This window comes from Enterobacter sp. 241F3, from assembly GCF_034106785.1.
Classification (GTDB): Bacteria; Pseudomonadota; Gammaproteobacteria; order Enterobacterales; family Enterobacteriaceae; genus Enterobacter; species Enterobacter vonholyi.
On record NZ_JAWNDD010000007.1, the window covers coordinates 71,841 to 90,665 of the forward strand.

An 18,825-nucleotide genomic window follows, 5' to 3' on the forward strand; every position below is an offset into this window, starting at 1 on the left:
ACAAGATGTGCTACCCTGTCGCGCACGTTTCTTCTGGCTGGAGTTCCCCTAATGCATCTTGATATCGCCTGGCAGGAGGTTGATACCGTTCTGCTGGATATGGACGGCACGCTGCTCGATCTCGCCTTTGATAACTATTTCTGGCAAACGCTGGTTCCAGAAACCTATGGCGAACAGCAGGGGATCTCCCCGGCAGAAGCGCAGGCATTCATTCGTTCACAATATAGCGCCGTGCAACATACGCTAAACTGGTACTGTCTTGACTACTGGAGCGAGCGCCTCGGTCTGGATATTTGTGCCATGACTACCGCCCAGGGCCCGCGCGCCGTTCTGCGCGAAGATACATTGCCCTTTCTGGATGCGCTGAAAGCAAGCGGCAAGCGTCGTATCTTGCTGACCAACGCGCATCCACATAATCTGGCGGTGAAGCTGGAACATACGGGTCTGGCGTCGCACCTTGATTTATTACTTTCCACCCACACATTTGGTTATCCGAAAGAGGATCAGCGGTTGTGGCATGCGGTGAAGGAAGAGACGGGTTTGCAGCCGGAACGTACGTTGTTCATTGATGACAGCGAGCCCATTCTGGATTCTGCCGCAAGGTTTGGCATTCGCTACTGTCTGGGCGTCACCAATCCTGACTCTGGCCTGGCTGAAAAAAGCTATCTGCGCCACCCGGGACTGAACGACTATCGCCAGATGATCCCCTCACTGACCGTGAAGGAGACGCCATGAAAGAAAAACCCTCAGACGGGGTAAGACTGGATAAATGGCTGTGGGCAGCGCGTTTTTATAAAACGCGCGCCCTTGCCCGCGAGATGGTAGACGGCGGAAAAGTGCATTACAACGGCCAGCGCAGCAAGCCGAGCAAGATGGTTGAGCTGAATGCCACCTTAACGCTGCGTCAGGGCAACGATGAACGTACGGTGGTGGTTAAAGCCATTACCGAACAACGTCGACCCGCAGCGGAAGCCCTAATGCTTTATGAAGAGACGGCGGAGAGCATTGAAAAGCGCGAGAAGACCGCGCTGGCGCGCAAAATGAACGCGCTGACGATGCCACACCCGGACCGGCGGCCGGACAAAAAAGAGCGCCGCGATCTGATGAAATTTAAACACGGTGAGACTGATTAACCTCACCCGCACGAGAGATGAAAATGGCCCAACACGACCAATTACACCGCTATCTGTTTGAACAATTCGCCGTGCGCGGCGAGCTGGTCACCGTATCCGAAACCTGGAAACAGATTCTGGAAAACCACAATTACCCGCTGCCGGTGAAGACCCTGTTGGGCGAACTGCTGGTTGCCACCAGCCTGCTTACCGCAACGCTGAAGTTTGCCGGGGATATCACCGTGCAGCTGCAGGGCGACGGCCCGATGACGCTGGCGGTCATCAACGGCAATAACCAGCAGCAGATGCGCGGCGTGGCGCGCGTTCAGGGCGACGTGCCAGAAAATGCTGACCTCAAAACGCTGGTAGGTAACGGCTACCTGGTGATCACCATCTCCCCAGAGGAAGGTGAGCGCTATCAGGGCGTGGTCGGTCTGGAAGGCGATACCCTGGCAGCCTGCCTGGAAGATTACTTCATGCGCTCCGAGCAGCTGCCGACGCGTCTGTTCATCCGCACCGGTGAAGTGGACGGCCAGCCTGCTGCGGGCGGTATGCTGCTGCAGGTTCTGCCTGCCCAGGACGCTCAGACCAATGATTTTGAGCACCTGGCGACGCTGACCGAAACCATCAAGGCGGAAGAGCTGTTCAACCTGTCGGCGACCGACGTGCTGTGGCGTCTGTACCACGAAGAAGAAGTGACCGTCTACGACCCGCAGTCCGTGGAGTTCAAGTGCACGTGCTCACGCGAGCGTTGCGCTGGCGCACTGAAAACCCTGCCGGATGAAGAGATCGACAGCATCATGGCGGAAGACGGCGAAATTGATATGCACTGTGACTACTGCGGTACGCACTATGTATTCAATTCGATGGATATCGCTGAGATCCGCAATAACGCCTCCCCGGCGGATCCGCAGGTTCACTAAAGCTCTCTTTCCCCTCACCCTAACCCTCTCCCCTTTGGGAGAGGGCTGGGTTGAGGGGTAAAAAACTCCACCCAAGCTGAATCGTTTTCCCAATGTAACTCTTACGTAATTTTCTTACGTGTATGCGATTACATTCACATTCTTTCCGATAAAATCACCAGCCTTTAACCTTTTCGGAACATTTTCCCCACCCAAAAAGCGATTCCTGCGATAATCCGCCTGCGCCGTGACTGGAGTCGCAGCGTTTTCCGTTAGTAAGGGTTTTGTCCAGATGCGTGAATCTATGAGCCCCGTCGCGGTAAACAACCTCAGAAAAACCCTACAATTTCAGGCAGTACATATTGGCTAAGGAGCAGTGATATGCGTGTTACTGGTTTAACCCCGCAAGATCTCAAGGCTTATGGTATTCACGACGTCCAGGAAATCGTCTACAACCCCGACTACGATACGCTGTATCAGGAAGAGCTCAATCCAGCACTGGAAGGATACGAGCGTGGTGTGTTGACAAATCTTGGTGCTATCGCCGTCGATACCGGTATTTTTACCGGTCGTTCGCCGAAAGATAAGTATATCGTCCGAGACGAAACCACCCGCGATACGCTGTGGTGGGCTGACAAGGGCAAAGGGAAGAACGACAACAAACCGCTCTCCCCGGAAACCTGGCAGCACCTGAAAGGGCTCGTCACCCATCAACTTTCCGGCAAGCGTTTGTTTATTGTCGACGCTTTCTGCGGCGCTAACGCCGATACCCGTCTCTCCGTGCGTTTTATCACCGAAGTGGCCTGGCAGGCGCATTTCGTGAAAAATATGTTTATTCGTCCAACCGACGAAGAGCTGCAGGACTTCGCCCCTGATTTCATCGTGATGAACGGTGCGAAATGCACCAACCCACAGTGGAAAGAGCAGGGTCTGAACTCCGAAAACTTTGTGGCCTTCAACCTGACCGAGCGTATCCAGCTGATCGGCGGTACCTGGTACGGCGGCGAAATGAAGAAAGGGATGTTCTCGGTCATGAACTACCTGCTGCCGCTGCGCGGTATCGCCTCCATGCACTGCTCGGCTAACGTCGGTGAAAAAGGCGACGTGGCGGTATTCTTCGGCCTGTCCGGCACCGGGAAAACCACCCTGTCCACCGATCCAAAACGTCGCCTGATTGGCGATGACGAACACGGCTGGGATGACGACGGCGTATTCAACTTTGAAGGCGGCTGCTACGCGAAGACCATTCGCCTGTCTGAAGAGGCCGAGCCGGATATCTTCCACGCTATCCGTCGCGATGCGCTGCTGGAAAACGTCACCGTGCGTGCCGACGGCTCCATCGACTTCGACGATGCGTCGAAAACGGAAAACACCCGCGTCTCATACCCGATCTACCACATCGACAATATCGTGAAGCCGGTGTCAAAAGCGGGTCATGCCACGAAGGTTATTTTCCTGACGGCGGATGCGTTCGGCGTTCTGCCTCCGGTGTCTCGCCTGACGGCCAGCCAAACGCAGTACCACTTCCTTTCCGGCTTCACCGCCAAGCTGGCGGGTACAGAGCGCGGCGTGACGGAGCCAACCCCAACCTTCTCCGCCTGCTTCGGCGCGGCCTTCCTGTCGCTGCACCCGACGCAGTACGCTGAAGTGCTGGTGAAACGCATGCAGGCATCCGGCGCGCAGGCATACCTGGTGAACACCGGCTGGAACGGCACCGGCAAACGTATCTCTATCAAAGATACCCGCGCCATTATCGACGCCATTCTGGATGGTTCTCTGGACGACGCCGAAACCTTCACGCTGCCAATGTTTGACCTGGCGATCCCAACGTCGCTGCCGGGTGTGGATACACATATCCTCGACCCGCGCAACACGTACGGTTCTCCGGAGCAGTGGCGCGAGAAGGCGGAATCGCTGGCGAAGCTGTTTATCGAGAACTTCGAGAAGTATACCGATACCCCAGCGGGTGCTGCGCTGGTGAGTGCGGGTCCAAAACTGTAGTCCATGTCGGGTGGCGGCTTCGCCTTACCCGACCTACAAAAAAGGGTGGCTCGTGCCACCCTTTTTTCAACTCTCTTTCACCTGCCCTCGCGTCACCGGAACCGGCAGCCAGGCGCGAATGCTCAACCCACCCCGCTCGCTGGTACCAATCTCCAGCAGTCCGTTATGGTTATCCACAATACGCTGCACAATCGCCAGGCCTAAGCCCGTACCGCTGGTGCTGCGCGCGCTGTCGCCGCGCACAAACGGCTGGAACAGATGCTTACGCTGCTCGGGCTTGATGCCCGGACCGTCGTCTTCCACCTGGAACCAGGCGCGGTTGAGCTCAGACCCGCTGCTGACCTTAATCCAGCCGTTGCCGTAGCGCGCCGCGTTAACCACCATGTTGGCGACCGCACGTTTAATGGAGAGCGGATGCATACGAACCTGAATTTCACCGGCCTGAAGGTCGGTATCAATCTCGCGCTCGTAGCCGCTTTCCGCCGCCACGACTTCGCCCAGCACCGCGTTCAGATCCGCCATCTCCATTGGCATCTCCTGCCCGGTGCGCAGGTAGTCGATGAACTGCTCAATGATGGCGTTACACTCTTCAATGTCCTTATTGATGGACTCGGCAAGGTAACCGTCCTCTTCTCCCATCATCTCCGTCGCCAGACGAATACGCGTTAGCGGCGTGCGCAGGTCGTGGCTGACGCCCGCCATCAGCAGCGTACGGTCATCCGCCAGCTGCTTCACGCCTGCCGCCATATGGTTAAAGGCGCGCGTCACTGAACGGACTTCCGAGGCGCCATACTCACGCAGCGGAGGAGGAATAATCCCTTTACCGACCTGCAGCGCAGCGTGCTCCAGGTCGACCAGAGGTCGGTTCTGTATACGGATAAATAGCCACGCGCCGCCTATCGCCAGCAGCATAATCGCCAGGGTATAGCGGAACAGCGGTGAGAAATCGCCCTGATGGATTTCGGTCAGCGGAACGCGAACCCAAATATTGGGTGACAGCCAGGTTTTCAGCCAGACGACGGGCGAGCTTTTGTTGACCTCAACGCGCACTTCCGTTGGACCGCCCAGCTGCTGCGCCATCTGCTGGCTTAGGAATTCGTAGTGCTGCGCCCAGCGCAGGCCAGCGTCTTCCGCCGCTTCGTTGGAATAGAGCGAAATGCCCAGTTCACGATAGATTTCACGGCGAAACGCCGGGGGAACGACGAGCTGCGTGCCGTCCTCCAGCTGCAGTTTATCGGTCATCAGCATACGGACTTCGTAGGCCAGGACCTTATTGAACTGCTGGAGGCTCGGCAGGATCGCAAAGTTCAACACCACCAGGTAGGTCGTCACCAGGCTGACGAACAGCAGGGTGACGATCAGTAACAGGGTGCGGGCAAACGAGCTTCGCGGCGAGAAGCGCATTCGCCTCATGCTTTAGAGCCGTCCGGGACGAACACGTAGCCCAGACCCCATACGGTCTGAATATAACGAGGATGCGCCGGATCTTCTTCCACCATGCGGCGCAGACGGGAGATCTGCACGTCGATAGAGCGTTCCATTGCGGAGTATTCGCGACCGCGCGCCAGGTTCATCAGCTTGTCACGGGAAAGCGGTTCACGCGGGTGGCTGACCAGCGCTTTCAGGACCGCAAACTCGCCGCTGGTGAGCGGCATCGGCTCGTCTTCACGGAACATTTCGCGCGTGCCGAGGTTCAGCTTGAACTTGCCGAAGGCAATAACGGCTTCTTCCTGCGACGGCGCGCCCGGCAGCTCGTTCGCCTGACGGCGCAGCACGGCGCGAATACGTGCCAGCAGTTCACGCGGGTTAAACGGTTTTGGAATGTAGTCGTCCGCGCCGATTTCGAGGCCCACGATACGGTCAACTTCCTCGCCCTTCGCCGTCACCATGATAATCGGCATCGGGTTGCTCTGGCTGCGCAGACGGCGGCAAATAGAAAGCCCGTCTTCGCCAGGCAGCATCAGGTCGAGAACCATCAGGTGGAAAGATTCACGGGTCAGCAGACGGTCCATCTGCTCAGCGTTCGCGACGCTACGAACCTGGAAGCCCTGCTCGGTCAGATAACGTTCCAGCAGCGCACGCAGGCGCATGTCGTCATCCACGACCAGAATTTTGTAGTTCTCTTGCATTGTGTGTACTCCCAAAGGTTCGGATAGTCTTTGTAACAGCGTATTCTAAAAAAGTGCACGTATTCGACCAGTTAATTCTGGTATAAATTCTAGTCGAAATTGTTACAAAGCATATTTAACAGCAGCTTATCTGCTCATTTCATCACATAAATCATTATTAATCCTGTCTGTTACACTGTGTGGTACGTATTGTGCGCAAGACAGTTAACCGGCAGGCAGCAAAGGCTTTACCATGAAAACGCCCCTGATCACCCGCGAAGGGTACGAAAAGCTCAAAAAAGAGATGGATTACCTCTGGCGCGAAGAGCGTCCTGAAGTAACCAAAAAGGTGACCTGGGCGGCAAGCCTGGGCGATCGCAGCGAAAACGCTGACTACCAGTACAACAAAAAGCGGCTACGCGAAATTGACCGCCGGGTTCGCTATCTGACGAAGTGCCTCGAGAATCTTAAAATTGTCGATTACTCTCCGCAGCAGGAGGGCAAAGTGTTCTTCGGCGCGTGGGTGGAGATTGAAAACGACGATGGTGACACCCTGCGTTTTCGCATTGTCGGCTACGATGAAATTTTTGGTCGTAAGGATTACATCTCCATCGACTCCCCGATGGCCCGCGCGCTGCTGAAAAAGGAAGTGGGCGATCTGGCCATCGTTCAGACTCCAGCTGGTGAAGCCAGCTGGTACGTCAATGAGATCATCTACGTAAAATAGTCCGAGAGCGCCCTCCCCGGCTGGCATTTTGCCGTGTCAGCCCGTATAACTATCCCCTGATTTTTTCGACTCAACAGATGATAAAGCCATGATGAATGATTCGCTCTGCCGCATTATTGCGGGTGATATTCAGGCCAGAGCCGAACAGGTAGAAGCTGCCGTTCGCCTGCTTGATGAAGGGAACACCGTGCCGTTTATTGCACGCTATCGTAAGGAAGTCACCGGCGGTCTGGATGACACGCAGCTGCGTAACCTGGAGACCCGTCTCGGTTATCTGCGCGAACTGGAAGAACGTCGTCAGGCGATCCTCAAATCCATCGGCGAACAGGGCAAACTGACCAGCGATCTGGAAAGCGCCATTAACGGCACCCTGAGCAAAACCGAATTAGAAGATCTCTATCTGCCGTACAAACCGAAGCGCCGCACGCGCGGGCAGATTGCGATTGAAGCGGGCCTTGAGCCGCTGGCCGACCTGCTGTGGAACGAGCCGTCGCACGATCCGGAAACCGAAGCGGCGAAATTTATCGACGCTGACAAAGGCGTGGCGGACACCAAGGCCGCCCTCGACGGCGCACGCTACATTCTGATGGAGCGCTTCGCCGAAGACGCCGCGCTGCTCGCTAAAGTGCGTGATTACCTGTGGAAGAATGCCCACATCGTCTCTACCGTCGTCGCGGGTAAAGAGGAAGAAGGCGCGAAATTCCGCGACTATTTCGATCACCACGAACCGATTTCCACCACCCCTTCCCACCGCGCGCTGGCAATGTTCCGCGGCCGCAACGAAGGTGTGCTCCAGCTCTCCCTGAACGCCGACCCGCAGTTTGACGAGCCGCCGAAAGAGAGCCACTGCGAGCAGATCATTATCGACCATCTCGGCCTGCGTCTGAACAACGCGCCGGCGGACAGCTGGCGTAAAGGCGTAGTAAGCTGGACCTGGCGCATCAAGGTGCTGATGCACCTCGAAACCGAGCTGATGGGCACCGTGCGCGAACGCGCCGAAGATGAAGCGATTAACGTCTTCGCCCGTAACCTGCACGACCTGCTGATGGCTGCCCCTGCCGGCCTGCGCGCGACCATGGGTCTCGACCCGGGTCTGCGTACCGGCGTGAAGGTCGCTGTGGTTGACGGCACCGGCAAGCTGGTGGCGACCGATACCATTTATCCGCACACCGGCCAGGCAGCGAAAGCGGCCGTCGTGGTGGCGGCGCTGTGCGAAAAATACAACGTCGAGCTGGTTGCCATCGGCAACGGTACGGCCTCTCGTGAAACCGAGCGTTTCTACCTCGACGTGCAGAAGCAGTTCCCGAAAGTGACGGCACAGAAAGTGATCGTCAGCGAGGCCGGGGCGTCCGTCTATTCCGCGTCCGAGCTGGCGGCCCAGGAATTCCCGGACCTGGACGTTTCCCTCCGCGGGGCGGTTTCTATCGCTCGCCGCCTGCAGGATCCGCTGGCGGAGCTGGTGAAGATCGATCCGAAATCCATCGGCGTGGGCCAGTATCAGCATGACGTGAGCCAGACTCAGCTGGCGCGCAAGCTGGATGCGGTGGTGGAAGACTGCGTAAACGCCGTTGGCGTTGACCTGAATACCGCCTCCGTTCCCCTGCTGACCCGCGTGGCGGGCTTAACCCGTATGATGGCGCAGAACATCGTCGCCTGGCGTGATGAGAACGGCCAGTTCCAGAACCGTCAGCAGCTGCTGAAGGTGAGCCGTCTGGGGCCAAAAGCCTTTGAGCAGTGTGCGGGCTTCCTGCGCATCAACCACGGCGATAACCCGCTGGATGCCTCCACCGTGCACCCGGAGGCGTACCCTGTGGTGGAACGCATCCTGGCCGCCACCCAGCAGGCGCTGAAAGATCTCATGGGTGACAGCAGCGCCCTGCGCAACCTGCAAGCCGTTGATTTCACCGACGACAAATTTGGTGTGCCAACCGTCACCGACATTATTAAAGAGCTGGAAAAGCCGGGCCGCGATCCGCGTCCTGAGTTCAAAACGGCGACCTTTGCCGACGGCGTGGAAACCATGAACGACCTGCTGCCCGGCATGGTGCTGGAAGGCGCGGTGACCAACGTCACCAACTTTGGCGCGTTCGTGGATATCGGCGTGCATCAGGATGGTCTGGTGCATATCTCATCCCTTGCCGACAAGTTCGTTGAAGACCCGCACACCGTGGTCAAAGCGGGCGACATCGTGAAGGTCAAAGTGCTGGAAGTGGATCTGCAGCGCAAGCGTATCGCGCTGACCATGCGTCTGGACGAGCAGCCGGGCGACACCAACGCGCGCCGCGGCGGCCATGGCGGAGGCCGCGAACAGCAGCGTCCCGCCGCGAAAGCGGCAAAACCGCGCGGACGTGATACTCAGCCTGCAGGCAACAGCGCGATGATGGATGCGCTGGCGGCTGCGATGGGTAAAAAACGCTAAGATCATAAATGCCCGGTGGCGCTGCGCTTACCGGGCCTACGGTTTTGTAGGCCGGGCAAACGCAGTGCCGCCCGGCAAGCAGGCCGCAGGGAATTAAAATAAATAGTGTGTAGCCATATTTAAACCGCGAATTATCACCCCGTTAACAAATACTCCCCTTTTCGTTTTCCAGGCAATTCAGCAAATATTGAGCAAGGTCAAACAGGCCGTAAATTAATACCGCAAACAACATTCCGTCACAGTTTTAATATTGCTGATAAAAACTATTCTCATTATCATCCCATAGTAGATAATTTAACCTTTCGTGGAATCAGGCTTATGCAATTCACTCCAGACAGTGCATGGAAGATTACCGGTTTTACCCGCGAAATTAGCCCAGCCTATCGGCAAAAGCTGCTGTCGCTGGGCATGCTACCCGGCTCGTCATTTCAGGTCGTGCGCGTGGCGCCGCTGGGAGACCCGGTTCATATCGAAACCCGCCGCGTGAATCTGGTCCTGCGTAAGAAAGACCTCGCATTAATAGAAGTCGAAGCCTTATCCCGATAACAAGCCAGCGGTTTCAGTGAGTCTAAAAAAATGAAAAAGTTAACTATTGGCTTAATTGGCAATCCTAATTCCGGCAAGACCACGCTTTTTAACCAGCTGACCGGGGCACGCCAGCGCGTAGGCAACTGGGCGGGCGTGACGGTTGAGCGTAAAGAGGGCCAGTTCACGACGACAGACAACCAGGTGACGCTGGTTGACCTTCCCGGCACCTACTCCTTAACCACCATTTCGTCACAAACCTCGCTCGATGAGCAAATCGCCTGTCACTATATTCTTGGCGACGACGCGGATCTGCTGATCAACGTGGTCGATGCCTCAAACCTCGAGCGTAACCTCTATCTGACGCTGCAGCTGCTGGAGCTGGGTATCCCCTGCATCGTGGCGCTCAACATGCTCGACATCGCAGAGAAACATAAGCTGCGCATCGACGTCGATGCCCTCTCCGCGCGCCTGGGATGCCCGGTCGTTCCGCTGGTTTCGACGCGGGCTCGCGGTATTGATGCGCTGAAGCTGGCCATTGACCGTCACGCGGGAAATCGCGACGTTGAGCTGGTGCATTACGCCCAGCCTCTCCTGCGCGAAGCCAACGTGCTGGCGCAGGAGATGGACACCGGTATGCCAGCAAAACAGCGCCTGTGGCTTGGCCTGCAGATGCTGGAAGGGGATATCTACAGCCGCGCTTACGCCGGGCATGCGGCCGATAAGCTGGACGCGACGGTAGCCCGTCTTAGCGACGAGCTGGACGACCCGGCGCTGCATATCGCCGATGCGCGTTACCAGGCCATAGCCTCGATTTGCGACGTTGTCAGTAACGCCCTGACGGCAGAGCCCAGCCGCTTTACGGCGGCGGTGGATAAGGTCGTGCTTAACCGCTTCCTCGGTTTGCCCATCTTCCTGCTGGTCATGTACGTGATGTTCCTGCTCGCCATTAACATCGGCGGCGCACTCCAGCCTATTTTCGACGCCGGTTCCGTCGCGGTCTTCGTGCACGGCATTCAGTGGGTGGGATACACCCTTCACTTCCCGGAATGGTTAACCATCTTCCTCGCGCAGGGGATCGGCGGCGGTATCAACACCGTTCTGCCTCTGGTGCCGCAGATCGGCATGATGTATCTGTTCCTCTCGTTCCTGGAAGATTCCGGCTACATGGCGCGCGCCGCGTTCGTGATGGATCGTCTGATGCAGGCGCTGGGTCTGCCGGGTAAATCCTTCGTCCCGCTGATTGTCGGCTTCGGCTGTAACGTGCCGTCGGTGATGGGCGCACGCACCCTGGATGCGCCGCGCGAGCGTCTGATGACCATTATGATGGCGCCGTTTATGTCCTGCGGTGCCCGACTGGCGATCTTCGCGGTCTTTGCCGCAGCCTTCTTTGGTCAGCAGGGCGCGCTGGCGGTCTTCTCGCTGTATGTGCTGGGCATCGTGATGGCGATCCTCACCGGTCTGATGCTGAAGCACACCATCATGCGCGGTGAAGCGTCACCGTTTGTAATGGAGCTGCCGGTGTATCACGTGCCGCATCTGAAAAGCCTGGCGATCCAGACCTGGCAGCGCCTGAAGGGCTTTGTGCTGCGCGCCGGTAAGGTGATTGTCATCGTCAGCATTTTCCTGAGCGCGCTGAACAGCTTCACCCTCAGCGGACAGGCGGCAGATAACATTAACGACTCTGCCCTCGCCTCCGTCAGCCGCGTCATCACGCCGGTCTTTAAACCGATTGGCGTGCATGAGGATAACTGGCAGGCAACCGTCGGGCTGTTCACCGGCGCGATGGCGAAAGAGGTGGTTGTCGGCACCCTGAACACGCTTTACACCGCAGAGAACATTCAGGAACAGGAATTTAATCCGGCAGAGTTTCATCTCGGTCATGAACTGCTGGGTGCCGTAGAGGAGACCTGGCAGAGCCTGAAAGACACCTTCAGCCTGAGCGTGCTGGCGAACCCTATTGAGGCCAGCAAAGGCGACGGCGAAATGGCGACGGGAGCCATGGGCGTGATGGGCGAGAAATTTGGCAGCGCGTCCGCGGCCTACAGCTACCTCATCTTTGTCCTGCTCTACATTCCGTGCATCTCCGTGATGGGGGCGATTGCCCGCGAGTCCAGCCGCGGCTGGATGGGCTTCTCCATCCTGTGGGGGTTAAACATTGCGTACTCGCTTTCGACGCTCTTTTATCAAACCGTTAATTTCAGCCAGCATCCGCGCTACAGCCTGGTCTGCATTCTCGCGGTTGTGCTGTTTAACGTGATAGTGCTCGGTTTGCTGCGGCGTGCGCGCAGCCGCGTCGACATCGACCTGCTGGCAAACCGTAAAACCGCCGCGACCTGCTGCAGCAGCCCGGCGGGCGACTGTCACTAAGGAGTAAACCATGGCATCGTTGATTCAGGTTCGTGACCTGCTGGCACTGCAGGGGCGAATGGAGGCGAAACAGCTGAGCCTCAGCCTGCATACGCCGCAGCCGATGATCGATGCCATGCTGGAAAGACTGGAAGCCATGGGGAAAGCCGTGCGAATTCAGGAAGAAGCGGACGGTTGTCTCTCCGGCAGTTGTAAAAGCTGTCCGGAAGGAAAGGCCTGCCTCAGGGAGTGGTGGACGCTGCGTTAACAAAGCCGGGCATCGCTGCCCGGCTTTATCGTATTACTTGTAGACGTCCGCCGTTGCGCGTACGTTTTTGGTCTGTTTTTCTGCACTGGTGACGACGTAGTACGTTCCGCCCAGCTCATCCGCTTTCTTCGACAGCTCTCTGCGAGCATCCATCGGCGCGGTGGTGTCAGACGTAGAAATCTCACCAATTTTCGTCAGATTCATGCTGGCAACTTTATCTTTTTCCAGCTCTTTTGCCGCAAAGACGCCAAATGACAGTGACCCAATAACCAGAGAAGTGACAATACCTGTAACAAGTTTCATAGCCTGACTCTCCATAGGATTGTTGTTTTGATTATCGTAGGCAGAACAACCGCAACGACATCTGGAGTATGGTTGCGGTGTGTTACTTTTTCCAGGCAGGATAGAAAATAATCAGTCGAAACGTTGACTTAACGCAATCAGCGCTGAACAAAATTCCGTCGGATGAGAGATAAACGGGGCATGTGCAGCTTTGGCAACGATCTGCGATTCGCTGTCCGGCCAGAGCGAATCCAGCAGCGGAGCCACTTTGCGCGGCACAATTCCGTCGAGGTAGCCATAGATACGCAGGTGCGGCATCGTCAGGGCGGCCAGCGGCTCGCGCAGATCAACCGTTTTCAGGAGTTCCAGCCCGCCGTTTAGAACCTCAACCTCCGGCATCGGCAGCGACAGCACGGTCTGCTTCAGCGTACGGGCATCCTGACGCGCGGTTTCAGTACCCATCGTCTGCAGCGCGAGGAACCGCTCTACGGTCCGCTGGAAATCTTCGCACAGCTGCTGCTGAAAGCCCGCCAGTACCTCGGGTTTTATCCCTGGCCACGCGTCCTGCGCGCTAAAACAGGGCGACGACGCCACCGTCACCAGCGCTTTTACGCGGTCAGGTCTCGACAGCGCAATCTGGCTCGCCACCAGCCCGCCCAGGCTCCAGCCCAGCCAGATGGCATTTTGCGGAGCAGCGTTCAGAACCTGCTCCGCCATCTCATCAAGCGACATGGCCCCAAAACCGCGGCTGCGGCCATAACCTGGCAAATCCACCAGATGCAGCGTGAAATGCGAGGCGAGTTCCTCGCTTACGCAACGCCATACTTCAGCATTCAGTCCCCATCCGTGCAGCAGCACAAGATGGCAATTTCCTGTCCCGACGGTCTGCCACCACAGCGTCTTCATCAGTTACTGTTCTCTTTTTTCACATGGAGGTTGCACATGCTAACAGTACCTGGGTTGTGCTGGCTATGCCGAATGCCGCTGGCACTAGGCGGGTGGGGCATCTGCTCCGTCTGTACGCGATCGCTGCAATGGCGTATCGGGATCTGCCCACAATGTGGTTTACCGGCCACGAATCCCGCTTTGCCCTGTGGCCGTTGCCTGAAAAAGTCCCCGCCGTGGAGCGCGATGGTGGCGGTGGATGATTATGTTCCGCCGCTGAACAGGCTGATCCACGCGCTGAAGTTTTCCGGGCAGAGCTCGCTGGCACAGCCCCTTGCTCGCCTGCTGTTGCTGGCGGTTTTGCAGGCGCGACGTCAGCGGGCTCTGCCAAAAATCGACATGGTGGTGAGTGTCCCCCTATACCGGCGTCGTCACTGGCGGCGCGGCTATAACCAGAGTGACCTGCTCTGCCGTCCCCTCGCACGGTGGCTCGGCTGTCGGTATGATGCCCGCGCGCTGACACGTGTTCATGCCACCGCCATCCAGCATCAGCTCAGCGCCCGGCTTCGCAAAAGAAACCTCAAAAACGCCTTTCGCCTTGAATTGCCGGTCGACGGGCTCCATATCGCGATTGTGGATGATGTTGTCACCACAGGCAGTACCGTTGCTGAACTTTCCCGACTGCTTTTGCAAAGCGGCGCCGCGTCGGTTCAGGTATGGTGTCTGTGCCGTACCTTGTAGCCCTTCTTCAATGGGCGTATGATTATACCCAGGTAATTTAGTCAACTATTAGGCCAAAGCTATGATCCGTATTTCCGATTCTGCACAAGCGCACTTTGCCAAACTGCTGGCAAATCAGGAAGAAGGGACGCAGATCCGTGTGTTTGTGATCAATCCAGGCACGCCGAATGCAGAATGTGGTGTTTCTTATTGTCCTCCGGACGCTGTGGAAGCTACTGACACTGCCCTTAAGTTTGAACAGCTCACCGCCTATGTTGATGAGCTGAGCGCACCGTATCTTGAAGATGCGGAGATCGACTTCGTCACCGATCAGCTGGGTTCTCAGCTGACCCTGAAAGCGCCGAACGCGAAAATGCGTAAAGTGTCTGACGATGCCCCTCTGATGGAGCGCGTTGAGTATCTGCTGCAATCCCAGATCAACCCACAGCTGGCGGGCCACGGCGGCCGTGTTTCCCTGATGGAAATCACCGACGAAGGTTTTGCCATCCTGCAGTTTGGCGGCGGTTGTAACGGTTGTTCAATGGTCGATGTCACCCTGAAAGAAGGGATCGAGAAGCAGCTGCTGAACGAGTTCCCGGAACTGAAAGGCGTGCGTGACCTGACCGAACACCAGCGCGGCGAGCACTCTTACTACTAATTCAGCGCCCGTCTGTATTGCCCGGTGGCGCTGCGCTTACCGGGCCTACAGAAACAGTGCGGTCTGATGCCCTCTCCCTCGTGCGAGGGTGAAAACATCAAAAACGGTAACCTCGTGGTTACCGTTTTGCGTTTACCTCTCCCTCTATATGTTGACCTGCGTCTCATAATTCACATTTTGCCTGCCAGGGTGATTCTCAATCACGTCATGTTACCCGTATCATTCTCATGGGCACTAAGCACACCCATAACAGCCGACTAAACTTAATCGTTTAAAAGGCATCAGTATTAGTGCCGTTACTTCTCTGTTCCCAGTTGGGACAATCGGAATTTGTCGTTGAAACAATGACGTTACCCATAACAATTCAAAGGCCAGGTAAATCATGCCATTAGTCATCGTTGCTATCGGTGTTGTGTTATTACTGCTCTTGATGATCCGTTTCAAAATGAACGGATTTATCGCTCTGGTTCTGGTGGCACTTGCAGTCGGTCTGATGCAGGGGATGCCGCTGGTGAAAGTTATCAGCTCGATTAAAGCCGGTGTCGGCGGCACGCTCGGCAGCCTGGCATTGATCATGGGCTTCGGCGCCATGCTCGGTAAAATGCTGGCGGACTGCGGGGGCGCGCAGCGTATTGCCACCACGCTTATCGACAAATTCGGTAAGAAGAACATTCAGTGGGCAGTGGTGTTAACCGGCTTTACCGTTGGTTTCGCGCTGTTCTATGAAGTGGGCTTCGTATTGATGCTGCCGCTGGTGTTCACCATTGCGGCTGCCGCGAGCATCCCGCTGCTCTATGTCGGCGTGCCAATGGCTGCGGCGCTGTCCGTGACCCACGGCTTCCTGCCGCCGCACCCGGGTCCAACCGCTATCGCGACCATCTTCCACGCGGATATGGGTAAAACTCTGCTGTTCGGTACGATTCTGGCGATCCCGACGGTGATTCTGGCCGGCCCGGTTTATGCCCGCTTCCTGAAAGGCATTGATAAGCCGATTCCGGAAGGTCTGTACAGCGCCAAAACCTTCACCGAAGAAGAGATGCCGGGCTTTGGCGTCAGCGTCTGGACCTCCCTGGTACCGGTGATCCTGATGGCGATGCGCGCCGTGGCGGAGATGATCCTGCCTAAAGGTCATGCGTTCCTGTCCGTGGCGGAATTCCTGGGTGACCCGGTGATGGCAACGCTGATTGCCGTGCTGATCGCGATGTTCACCTTCGGTTTGAACCGTGGCCGCTCCATGGATCAGATCAACGACACGCTGACCTCTTCAATCAAAATCATCGCCATGATGCTCCTGATCATCGGCGGTGGCGGTGCATTCAAGCAGGTTCTGGTCGACAGCGGCGTGGACAAATACATCGCCGCCATGATGCATGAAACCAACGTATCGCCGCTCCTGATGGCCTGGTCTATTGCCGCGGTTCTGCGTATTGCGCTGGGTTCAGCGACCGTTGCGGCGATCACCGCAGGCGGTATCGTTGCCCCGCTGATTGCGACCACGGGCGTAAGCCCTGAGCTGATGGTTATCGCCGTCGGTTCCGGTAGCGTGATTTTCTCTCACGTTAACGACCCTGGCTTCTGGCTGTTCAAGGAGTACTTCAACCTGACGATCGGTGAAACCATCAAGTCCTGGTCCGCGCTGGAAACCATTATTTCGGTGTGTGGTCTGGTCGGGGTGCTGCTGCTCAACATGGTGGTCTGATGCCCTAAGTCGGGTGGCGGCTACGCCTTACCCGACCTGCATGAGCACTGCCTGATAATAAAAAACCCGCCACTGGCGGGTTTTTTATTACTTCTTACCAGCAGCTTTTCGCCGCTTATCCAAATCCTTGATCAGCCTGTTCACCCCATCATCGGCAAACATCGCCTCAAGCGTGGTGGACAGCTTGCGACGCCAGTTCTTGTACTGATAGCTGGTGCCCGGGATGTTCACCGGCTCAGCCATATCAATCCAGTCTTCCGGCTGCAGCCCCAGCAGCGCGCTGTTGCTGTCGGCAATATAGCGCTGCAAACCGCGATTGAGGGTCGCGGTCATCGACATCAATGACGCTTTATGTCCCGCACGTTTCGGCAGACAGCCCTGCTTGTGCAGAGCATCCAGTAGCCCCTGTTTGGAAAGCTCGCGATCCTGATACAGGCCGCGTAACACCTCCTCATCAGGATACAGGCCCAGCGTTTTGCCGAGCGTCAGATCGCCGCTTTCCCAATAGCCACGAAGCGTAGGAAGGTCATGCGTCGTCGCGACTGCCATTGACTGTTCAGGGTACGCTTGCGGCGCGCGGAAGGTTTTCTCATGGTCGTTTTCAAAATAGAGCACTTTATAGGAATAGACGCCGCTGTCGCGGAGCTTGCTGACAATTTCCACCGGCACGGTACCGAGATCTTCACCGATCACCATGCACTGATGGCGCTTGCTTTCCAGGGCCAGGATCGACAGCAGATCGTCAACCGGATACTGCACATACGCCCCGTGATCGGCTGTTTCACCGTACGGGATCCACCACAGACGCAGCACGGACATTACGTGGTCAATACGCAGCGCTCCGCAGTTCTGCATGTTAGCGCGCAGCAGGTCGATAAACGGCTCGTAAGCGCGCTCCGCCATGACGTGCGGATCCATCGGCGGCAATCCCCAGTTCTGGCCCAGCGGACCAAGGATATCCGGCGGCGCGCCGACGGAGGCTTTCAGACAGTAAAGCTCACGGTCACACCAGGTTTCCGCGCCGCCTTCCGCCACGCCCACGGCCAGATCGCGGTACAGGCCAATCGGCATTTTATAGCCCTGGCTCACCTGCCAGCAGGCGGCAAACTGGCTATAAGCCAGCCACTGCAGCCACAGGTAGAAGTCCACTTCATCGGCATTTTTTTTACAGAACGCTTTCACTTCAGGCGTGTCGACGCTCTGATACGCTTCGGGCCAGACCGGCCAGCCCCAGCGCATTTCGTCCTCTTTTACCTGATATGCGTGCAGCGCATCGAACGCCGCCTGCCAGTACAGGCTCTCGCCCTCCTGCGTCACAAACTGGCGGAACGCGGCCATCTGCTCGTCATCGCGCTGCGAAAAGCCTTTCCACGCCAGGCGCAGCGCGGCCATTTTCAGCGCCGTGACGGTGGAATAGTCCACCCAGTCAGCTTCGCGCGCCTGCTTCAGCGCCTGCTGTGTGGTGCTGAGTTTCCACCACGCCTGCGCCTCCTGGCTGTTTTTGAAATCATCTAAGGCGTTAACGTCGATATAAATAACGTTCAGCCAGCGACGGGACGACGGACTATACGGGCTGGCGCTCTCCGGGTTGGCCGGATAGAGCGCGTGGATCGGGTTGAGACCGATAAACGCGCCGCCGCGCTCGCCCACGGATGCCAGCATCTTTTTCAGATCGCCAAAATCACCGATGCCCCAGTTGCTGTCGGAACGCAGAGTGTAGAGCTGCACGCAGGCGCCCCACAGCTTTTTGCCTTCAAGCAGCGCCTGCGGCTCGTAGCAGCGTTTTGGCGCGACGATCACCCGGCAGTGGAAACGCAGATCGTCCTGGGTGAGCGTTAAGGTGTGATACCCCTCCGGCAGCTTTGCCGGAAGGTTTAACGTTTTGCCGCCGGTGGCGTGACCTTTATGCTGATGCCCCTCTTCGGTGGTAAGAAGCCAGCTAAACTCGCCGCGCCCCTCGACCGCCAGCGGCATCTTTTTGCCTGCGGTGAATACCTTCACGTTCGGCACCGGCGCAGCCGACGCTTTCGCGTCGGTTTTGTGCATGGCATCCAGCAAACGTCTTTTGGTGTCCGCACCAATAGACTGCGGTTTGCCGTGAGCATTAATGTAACTGAGGCTAATTCCCGCCGCCTGCGCGGCACTGTCCAGACGTTTACTCTCCATCGCG

General features: G+C 57.1%; 17 protein-coding genes. 12 read left to right on the forward strand and 5 right to left on the reverse strand.

The window, feature by feature from the left end:
• Positions 1-51 precede the first annotated feature (51 nt).
• The 4 genes from yrfG (at position 52) to pckA (ending at position 4,015) form a co-directional block, all read left to right on the forward strand.
• Entirely contained in the window at positions 52-735 is a 684-nt protein-coding gene (yrfG, locus tag UR504_RS17570; RefSeq protein WP_127732494.1) for a GMP/IMP nucleotidase, read from the forward strand.
• Positions 732-1,133 (forward strand): ribosome-associated heat shock protein Hsp15, encoded by a 402-nt coding sequence (gene hslR, locus UR504_RS17575; RefSeq protein WP_302237718.1) that lies wholly within the window; start codon positions 732-734, stop codon positions 1,131-1,133. Before yrfG ends, hslR begins: the two co-directional genes overlap by 4 nt.
• Before the next feature lie 17 nt (positions 1,134-1,150).
• Positions 1,151-2,035 (forward strand): Hsp33 family molecular chaperone HslO, encoded by an 885-nt coding sequence (gene hslO / locus UR504_RS17580; protein ID WP_161495995.1) that lies wholly within the window; start codon positions 1,151-1,153, stop codon positions 2,033-2,035.
• A gap of 360 nt (positions 2,036-2,395) precedes the next feature.
• Positions 2,396-4,015 (forward strand): phosphoenolpyruvate carboxykinase (ATP), encoded by a 1,620-nt coding sequence (gene pckA, locus UR504_RS17585; protein ID WP_274241111.1) that lies wholly within the window; start codon positions 2,396-2,398, stop codon positions 4,013-4,015.
• A gap of 66 nt (positions 4,016-4,081) precedes the next feature.
• Here pckA and envZ read toward each other — a convergent pair whose 3' ends face one another.
• Together envZ and ompR are read right to left on the reverse strand one after the other, a co-directional pair.
• Positions 4,082-5,428 (reverse strand): two-component system sensor histidine kinase EnvZ, encoded by a 1,347-nt coding sequence (envZ, locus tag UR504_RS17590; protein WP_008503047.1) that lies wholly within the window; start codon positions 5,426-5,428, stop codon positions 4,082-4,084.
• Complete coding sequence (gene ompR / locus UR504_RS17595) at positions 5,425-6,144, reverse strand: two-component system response regulator OmpR (RefSeq protein WP_001157751.1); 720 nt, start codon at positions 6,142-6,144, stop codon at positions 5,425-5,427. The genes envZ and ompR overlap by 4 nt, the downstream gene beginning before the upstream one ends.
• Before the next feature lie 232 nt (positions 6,145-6,376).
• Here ompR and greB point away from each other — a divergent pair, with 232 nt between their 5' ends.
• The 5 genes from greB (at position 6,377) to feoC (ending at position 12,411) form a co-directional block, all read left to right on the forward strand.
• On the forward strand, positions 6,377-6,850 hold the full coding sequence (greB, locus tag UR504_RS17600; RefSeq protein ID WP_133295259.1) for a transcription elongation factor GreB: 474 nt from the start codon (positions 6,377-6,379) through the stop codon (positions 6,848-6,850).
• 88 nt (positions 6,851-6,938) lie between these two features.
• A complete protein-coding gene (locus tag UR504_RS17605; protein WP_302237710.1) occupies positions 6,939-9,269 on the forward strand; it encodes a Tex family protein in 2,331 nt (776 codons plus the stop codon).
• Between the two features lie 318 nt (positions 9,270-9,587).
• Entirely contained in the window at positions 9,588-9,815 is a 228-nt protein-coding gene (gene feoA, locus UR504_RS17610; RefSeq protein ID WP_008503050.1) for a ferrous iron transporter A, read from the forward strand.
• A gap of 30 nt (positions 9,816-9,845) precedes the next feature.
• A complete protein-coding gene (gene feoB / locus UR504_RS17615; RefSeq protein ID WP_302237707.1) occupies positions 9,846-12,164 on the forward strand; it encodes a Fe(2+) transporter permease subunit FeoB in 2,319 nt (772 codons plus the stop codon).
• Between the two features lie 10 nt (positions 12,165-12,174).
• Complete coding sequence (gene feoC / locus UR504_RS17620) at positions 12,175-12,411, forward strand: [Fe-S]-dependent transcriptional repressor FeoC (RefSeq protein ID WP_048976275.1); 237 nt, start codon at positions 12,175-12,177, stop codon at positions 12,409-12,411.
• Between the two features lie 33 nt (positions 12,412-12,444).
• Here the strand turns inward: feoC and UR504_RS17625 are convergent, their stop codons facing one another.
• Positions 12,445-12,714, reverse strand: coding sequence for a YdgH/BhsA/McbA-like domain containing protein (locus UR504_RS17625; protein ID WP_048976276.1), 270 nt, complete (start codon positions 12,712-12,714; stop codon positions 12,445-12,447).
• Between the two features lie 111 nt (positions 12,715-12,825).
• Positions 12,826-13,599, reverse strand: coding sequence for a pimeloyl-ACP methyl ester esterase BioH (gene bioH / locus UR504_RS17630; protein ID WP_274241123.1), 774 nt, complete (start codon positions 13,597-13,599; stop codon positions 12,826-12,828).
• A 36-nt stretch (positions 13,600-13,635) separates the two neighbouring features.
• On the opposite strand from bioH, the gene gntX reads away from it, so the two are divergent.
• The 3 genes from gntX (at position 13,636) to gntT (ending at position 16,655) form a co-directional block, all read left to right on the forward strand.
• A complete protein-coding gene (gene gntX / locus UR504_RS17635; protein WP_127732505.1) occupies positions 13,636-14,319 on the forward strand; it encodes a DNA utilization protein GntX in 684 nt (227 codons plus the stop codon).
• 61 nt (positions 14,320-14,380) lie between these two features.
• Positions 14,381-14,956, forward strand: coding sequence for a Fe-S biogenesis protein NfuA (nfuA, locus tag UR504_RS17640; protein WP_008503055.1), 576 nt, complete (start codon positions 14,381-14,383; stop codon positions 14,954-14,956).
• A gap of 382 nt (positions 14,957-15,338) precedes the next feature.
• On the forward strand, positions 15,339-16,655 hold the full coding sequence (gene gntT, locus UR504_RS17645; RefSeq protein WP_024907902.1) for a gluconate transporter: 1,317 nt from the start codon (positions 15,339-15,341) through the stop codon (positions 16,653-16,655).
• An 87-nt stretch (positions 16,656-16,742) separates the two neighbouring features.
• On the opposite strand, the gene malQ is transcribed toward gntT, so the two are convergent.
• Positions 16,743-18,821, reverse strand: a complete 2,079-nt coding sequence (gene malQ, locus UR504_RS17650; protein ID WP_115876846.1) for a 4-alpha-glucanotransferase — start codon at positions 18,819-18,821, stop codon at positions 16,743-16,745.
• Between the last annotated feature and the right edge of the window lie 4 nt (positions 18,822-18,825).